7 protein-coding genes are annotated in these 6,068 nt (G+C 71.3%); 6 read left to right on the top strand and 1 reads right to left on the bottom strand.

Annotated elements, in window-relative coordinates; translation table 11 throughout:
* Positions 1-75: 75 nt before the first annotated feature.
* Genes FGF04_RS31635 through FGF04_RS31625 form a run of 3 tightly spaced genes read left to right on the top strand, consistent with a single transcriptional unit; the run spans position 76 to position 2,412 of the window.
* Positions 76-513, top strand: a complete 438-nt coding sequence (locus tag FGF04_RS31635) for a GntR family transcriptional regulator (RefSeq protein ID WP_149514808.1) — start codon at positions 76-78, stop codon at positions 511-513.
* A 4-nt stretch (positions 514-517) separates the two neighbouring features.
* Positions 518-1,453, top strand: coding sequence for an ABC transporter ATP-binding protein (locus FGF04_RS31630; RefSeq protein WP_149514961.1), 936 nt, complete (start codon positions 518-520; stop codon positions 1,451-1,453).
* On the top strand, positions 1,450-2,412 hold the full coding sequence (locus FGF04_RS31625; RefSeq protein ID WP_149514807.1) for an ABC transporter permease subunit: 963 nt from the start codon (positions 1,450-1,452) through the stop codon (positions 2,410-2,412). The genes FGF04_RS31630 and FGF04_RS31625 overlap by 4 nt, the downstream gene beginning before the upstream one ends.
* A 99-nt stretch (positions 2,413-2,511) precedes the next feature.
* Here the strand turns inward: FGF04_RS31625 and FGF04_RS31620 are convergent, their stop codons facing one another.
* On the bottom strand, positions 2,512-3,492 hold the full coding sequence (locus FGF04_RS31620) for an alcohol dehydrogenase catalytic domain-containing protein (RefSeq protein WP_188114315.1): 981 nt from the start codon (positions 3,490-3,492) through the stop codon (positions 2,512-2,514).
* Between the two features lie 214 nt (positions 3,493-3,706).
* Between FGF04_RS31620 and FGF04_RS31615 the strand changes: the two genes are divergently transcribed.
* The 3 genes from FGF04_RS31615 to cpt all read left to right on the top strand — a co-directional run bounded on the left by FGF04_RS31615 (position 3,707) and on the right by cpt (position 5,510).
* Positions 3,707-4,159 carry a MarR family winged helix-turn-helix transcriptional regulator gene (locus FGF04_RS31615; protein ID WP_223146419.1) on the top strand — a complete coding sequence of 151 codons (453 nt, stop codon included), beginning with the start codon at positions 3,707-3,709 and terminating at the stop codon, positions 4,157-4,159.
* 180 nt (positions 4,160-4,339) lie between these two features.
* A complete protein-coding gene (locus FGF04_RS31610; RefSeq protein WP_149514805.1) occupies positions 4,340-4,924 on the top strand; it encodes a 3'-5' exonuclease in 585 nt (194 codons plus the stop codon).
* Positions 4,925-4,979: 55 nt separating this feature from the next.
* The gene (cpt, locus tag FGF04_RS31605; protein ID WP_149514959.1) at positions 4,980-5,510 is read left to right on the top strand and encodes a chloramphenicol phosphotransferase CPT; all 531 of its coding nucleotides are present in this window, start codon (positions 4,980-4,982) and stop codon (positions 5,508-5,510) included.
* Positions 5,511-6,068 lie beyond the last annotated feature (558 nt).

The following is a 6,068-nucleotide window of genomic DNA, read 5'->3' as shown; positions in this document are numbered from 1 at the left end:
CCCGTCGCCCCCCATCCCGCCGTTGACAACCGCTCGCGCACTCCTCCATCATCATTCCACTAATCAAGTAGTGAAATGGTGGTGGTAGTCATGGAGTTCCGCATCGACAGGCGGAACGGGGTTCCCGCCTTCCAGCAGATCGTGCAGCAGACCAAGCAGGCCCTGCGGCTGGGCGTACTGGTGCCGGGCGACCGGCTGCCGACCGCCAAGGTCGTCGCCGAGGTCAGCGCGGTCAACCCGAACACCACCCTCAAGGCGTACCGCGAGCTGGAGCGCGAGGGGCTGGTCGAACCCCGCCCCGGCCAGGGCACGTTCGTACGCCGCACGCTGGCCCGCCCCTCGGCGGGCACCGACTCACCGCTGTACGGGGAGCTGGTGGCGTGGATGTCCCGGGCGGCCGGGGCGGGCCTGGAGCAGGAGGACGTGGCCGCGCTGGTCGCGTCGGCCATGGAGAAGCAGTACGCCACCGGTACGGCGACGGCGGCCACGACAACTGGGAGCACGGGTGAGTAACGGTATGCACGCGGGGGAGCCGGCGCTTGAGGCGCACGGCCTGGGGATGCGCCACCGGCGTGGATGGGCGCTGAGGGACTGTTCCTTCCGGCTCCCGGCGGGACGGATCTGCGGGCTGGTCGGCCCCAACGGGGCGGGCAAGACCACACTGCTGAGCATCGCGGCCCAGGTCCTGGAGCCGACGCGGGGCACGCTCAGCCTCTTCGGCGCGGCACCGGGCGCGGCGGACCCGGGGCGCACCGCGTTCCTCGCCCAGGAGCAGCCCCTGTTCCGCGGGTTCACCGTGGCGGAGACCCTGCGGCTGGGGCGGGAGCTGAACCCCCGCTGGGACCAGCGCGCCGCCGAGGACGTCGTCCGGGCGGGCGATGTGCCCCTCGACGCGAAGGTCGGCACCCTCTCCGGCGGCCAGCGCACCCGCGTCGCCCTCGCCCTGGCCCTCGGCAAGCGCCCCGACCTGCTGCTGCTCGACGAGCCGATGGCGAACCTCGACCCGGTCGCGCGCAAGGAGCTGATGGGCACCCTCCTCGGCGAGGCCGCCGAGCGCGGCACCACCGTCCTGATGTCCACCCACGTCCTGGCCGAACTGGAGGACCTGTGCGACTACCTCGTCGTCCTCTCCGGCGGCGAGGTGCGCCTCGCCGGTGACGTGGACGAGCTGCTGTCGGTGCACACCGTGGTCACCGGCGCCAAGGAGGGCGAGGGCCTGCCCGCCTCCCTCGCACACCACCCCCTCGTCGAATCCCGTTTCAGCGGACGGCAGTTCACCGCCCTGATCCGCCCGGACGGCCCGGTCACCGGCCCCGGGGAGGCGGACGACCCGGGCCTGGAGGAACTCCTGCTCGCCTATCTCCGCTCACCCGAAGCACCTCCTCTGATCACCCCCACCGCCCAGGTCCGGGCGCAGGACCAGGCGTACGACACCCGGACGGTGGCGGCATGAGCTCTCTCACCAGCACCTCGACGACGACCGGATCCGCGGCCGCGGGCAGCAAGGGCACCGGCCAACTCCCCCGGTTCCTCAAGGGCATGCCGTGGCTGGTCTGGCGCCAGCACCGGACCGTGTTCCTGACCGTCCTCGGCGTCTCCGCGCTCGCCGTGGCGTGCATCGTCTTCCAGCGCTCCCAACTGCACATCGCCGGGTACACCCATGTATCCACCGGGCTGCGGTTGGTGCCGATCCTGCTCGGTGTCCTCCTCGGCGCCCCGCTGTTCGCGGGCGACCTGGAGAACGGCACCGCCAAGCTGGTCGTCACCCAGTCCGTGGACCGGACCCGCTGGCTGACCGCGAAACTGGCCCTGACCGCGCTGGTGGTCGTGGTGAGCACGGTTGCGCTGTCGGCGGCGTTCGGCTGGTGGTGGGACCTCTACAAGGCCGAGGTCACCGCCACGGAGTGGATCTCCGAATCCACCTTCAACACCACGGGACCCGTACCCGTCGCCCTCGCCCTCTTCTCGGTCTTCGGCGGGGTGGCGATCGGCGTGCTGCTGCGCCGCACGCTGGTGGCCATGGCGGTCACCCTCGGTTTCACCGTTGCCGTCCAGCTCGTCTGGTCCCACTTCCTGCTGTCGCTCGGCGACGTCGTCACGCTCACCACGGGCAACGGCGCCGTGGACGAGTACCCGGCCCTGATCGTGCCCACCGGCGCGTACCGGGTGGGCGAGGCGTCGTACATCACCGGCGACGGCAGTCTCCTCGGCCGGGACACCTGTGCCGAGGCGCAGACGAGCCAGGCGCTCGAACTGTGCCTGAAGAAGGCCGATGTGGTGGGCTGGTCGGTCGACCACCTGCCGATGTCGCAGATGAACGGCATGCAGTGGTTCGGTGCGTCGATCCTGCTGGCCCTGACGGCAGTCGTCACGGTGTTCCTCTTTTTCTGGGGCCGCAAGCGCCTCACCTGAGACCCGCCGAGCGCCAGCTCCTCCGGGGCTGACGGCGCGGATGCCGTGGCCGAGGGCAGCGGTTCACGGGATCCGCGCGAAGCGCTGTGTAAGTGCCTTTCAGGGCAGCAGGACCAGTTTTCCCGTGACTTCGCGGTTTTCGAGACGCCGGTGCGCTTCGGCGGCATCCCGCAGCCGGAGCGTGCTCACCTTCGGTGCGATCGCTCCCTGGGCGAGCAGCTCCGTCAGGGTGGCGATGTCGGCACGGAAGACGGCGGTGTCCCGGTCGACCGCGCCCTCCACCGTGTGCAGGGCCAGACGGGGGCCCGGGGTCAGCTTGGCCCGTGCGACGGCCGCGGCGGTACGCAGCAGGGCCCCGGTACGGGAGTGCCCCGAACCGGCGGCGAAGCTGAACCCGTAGGAGACGACGACGCCGGTACGGACCGTCGCCCTGCGGGACAGCGCCAGCGACGGCCCTCCGACGGGGTCGAACGTCGCCGCGACCGGTGCGGGGACCGCGGCGGCATCCGGTACCCAGGTCGCGCCGAGCGCTTCGACCTGGTCCCGGCGTGCGGGACTGGACGTGCCGTGGACGGTGACGCCGGCGTGGGCGGCGATCTGGCACAGCGCCGACCCGACCCCGCCGGCCGCGCCGAGCACCAGGACGCTCTGCCCCGGCCGTGGCCGGGCGACGCGCTGGAACATCTGCCACGCCGTGAGGTAGTTGAGCATGAGCGCGTCGAGCACGGCGGGGTCCGGTCCCTCCGGCAGCGGTGCGACCCGTCCCTGCGGAGCGAGTACGTGCGTTGCGTACCCGCCGGTGCCGACCAGGGCTCCGACGCGCTGACCGATCGCGAGGTCGTCGACGCCGGGGCCGACGGCGTCGACGTGACCCACCGCGTCGAATCCGAGTACGCGCGGCAGGCGGCCGGGGTTGAGACCTGAGCGGGTGGTGATGTCGTTGAAGGCGACGCCCGCCGCCTCCGTCGTGATCCGGACCTGGCCGGGTCCCGGGGCCGGGAGGGGGTGTTCCTCGACGCGCAGGACGTCCGGTCCGCCGGCTGCTGAAAGCGTGACGCTCAGGGCTGTGATGGGCTGCATGCGTGAGACATTACATGAGTTTCTCAAGTAAAAGTCGCCGGTTCCTGCCTCGCGGTGAAGGGGGACGTGCGTCATCCGGCCTTCGGCGCCCGGGCTTTTTCGGGTGTTAAAGTCAAGGAGAAAGTCATGTATCGGACGGGCCGGGCACGCCACGCCCCACGCGGGTGGGCACACAGCGTCGGACGGTGCCATCGAGGTGAGCGGGGATCGCGACGTGCCATCCAGTGACATCGCGGCCCGCACGCTCGATCAGGTGGTGCAGCTCGCCGCGAGCATCACGGGCGTCATGCGCGACGGTCTGGAAGAACTGGACCTCACCGAGCCGCTGGCCAACCTGCTCTGGATCCTCGACCCCGAGGCGCCCCCGCTCCCGCTGCGCAAGCTGGCGCTTCGGCTGCACTGCGACCCGTCCAACGTCTCCCAGCTGAGCGTGCAGCTGGAGGACAAGGGTCTCGGGCAGCGCCGCCCCCACCCGGAGGACGGACGTGTGCGCACGCTGGTCCTGACCGAGCGGGGCATCGAAGTGCGTACCCAGTTGCTCGACCTCGTCGCGGCCCGCTCCCCGCTGGCGGTGCTCGGCGACGCCGAGCAGGAGCGGCTCCAGGCGATGCTGACCAAAGCGCTCGCCGCACCGCGCCGTCTGCCGCGGCTCCCCTCGGCCGACTGACCGGAGCGGACAGGGCCGGATCGGGTTCTGTGTGGGCCGGTCCTGCAGCCCGGGGTCCCGGGATGGGGACTTGGCGACCTGTTGCCGGACGGTGTGCGCGGGAAACCGCTCATGGCGAAGTCCCCGCTCCGGGTGGGTACGGCACACGCGGAGCCGCTGCGCCTTCCTATGCTTCCCACCATGGACAGCTCCCGGGCAGAAGACCTCGTCAATGTCGTGGACGTCGAAGCGACCTGCTGGGCCGGTTCCCCGCCGCCCGGCCAGGTCGGCGAGATCATCGAGATCGGGCTGACCGTCGTCGACCTGCACCTCGGCGAGCGCCTCGCCCGGCACCGGATCCTGGTGAGGCCCGACCGGTCCACGGTCGGTGAGTTCTGCACAGATCTGACCGGCCTTACCCAACAGGAGGTCGAGCAGGGGGTCACCTTCGCCGAGGCGTGCCGGCTGCTGGCGACCGAGCACCGTGCAGGGGTGCGGCCGTGGGCCAGTTGGGGCGACTACGACCGCCACCAGTTCACACGGCAGTGTCAGGCCACGCGAACGCCGTACCCCTTCGGGCGTCGTCACACCAACACCAAGGCTGTCTTCACCGAGGCGTACGGCCTGCGCAAGCGCCCCGGCATGGCACAGGCCCTGGAGGTCGCCGGGCGGCGGCTCGAAGGCCGCCACCACCGGGGCGAGGACGACGCCTGGAACATCGCGGGCCTCGTACTCCACCTCTTCGAACGGGGCGCTTGGCCGGCCGCGGCGGAACACTCCGCCTGACGGACCCGGAAATCCGTTTCGGGTGGTGCCGCGCTGCCTCTACCGTGGCGCGGTGATGACTCAGGTGATCGTTCTCAATGGTGGTTCCAGCTCGGGGAAGTCCGGGATCGCCCGGTGTCTGCAGGCGGTCCTGCCGGATCCGTGGCTGGCCCTCGGGACCGACACGCTGGTCGAGGCGATGCCTGCGTCCATGCGGGCGTCGGATGCGGGGATCGAGTTCGCTCCGGACGGACAGGTGGTCGTCGGCCCGGAGTTCCGGACGCTGGAAGCGGCGTGGATCGAAGGGGTCGCCGCGATGGCCCGCGCGGGTGCCCGGGTGATCGTCGAAGAGGTCTTCCTCGGAGGAGCGGACTCGCAGAAGCGATGGCAGAAGGCTCTGGGTGAACTGCGGGTGCTGTGGGTCGGCGTCCGGTGCGACGGTGCGGTTGCCGCAGGCCGTGAGGTCGCACGAGGCGACCGGGTCGTCGGAATGGCGGCGTCCCAGGCAGATGTGGTCCACCGGGGCATGGTCTACGACCTGGAGGTGGACACCGCGCACGCCGAGTCGATGGAGTGCGCACGGACCATCGCCGCACACCTCGGCTGATCGGCGTCCGGCTTGCGGCTTCTGCGACCGACGCGCCGGACGGTCGGACAGCCCTTAGGGGCCGCCCTTTCCGGCGGATGCCCTTCTGGCTGCGGATTCGGGTGCGTTCGTGGCGTTGGGCGGACGGCACGTCGGGGTGGCGGGTGTTGACGTCGCGCCGGCTTGTCCTTCGGAGGGCGCGCCCGGCCGGTGGCCGAGAGCGGGCAGGCCGGGCGCGCACGGCAGGACGGCGGCCGAGCCGAGCCGAGCAGCGGGAGCGGCAGATCGGCGTCGGCTTCGTACCGCCCGTCGTAACCGTGATCGTGAACGTGTCCGATCATGAAACTCTGCCGAGCGGTCCCCTCGTCCGGTAGCGCGAGCAAAGCACCACATCTGCCGCTCAGGGCCGCGCAGGAGACCTGGTGGACGCGGAAACCGTCGCACTCCTCCACGGCACCGCCCACTCGCGGACACAGATCCACGAGCGCGGCGGCAGCCCGGCGCCCACGCCGAAAAGCGTCGATGGCCCCGGGCCCGGCCGCCCCCCGGACCCCCAGCAACCCGGAAAGCTCGTACGAC

Source organism: Streptomyces apricus, assembly GCF_008369065.1.
Lineage (GTDB): Bacteria > Actinomycetota > Actinomycetes > Streptomycetales > Streptomycetaceae > Streptomyces > Streptomyces apricus.
This window is presented reverse-complemented; position numbering and strand designations above follow the sequence as displayed.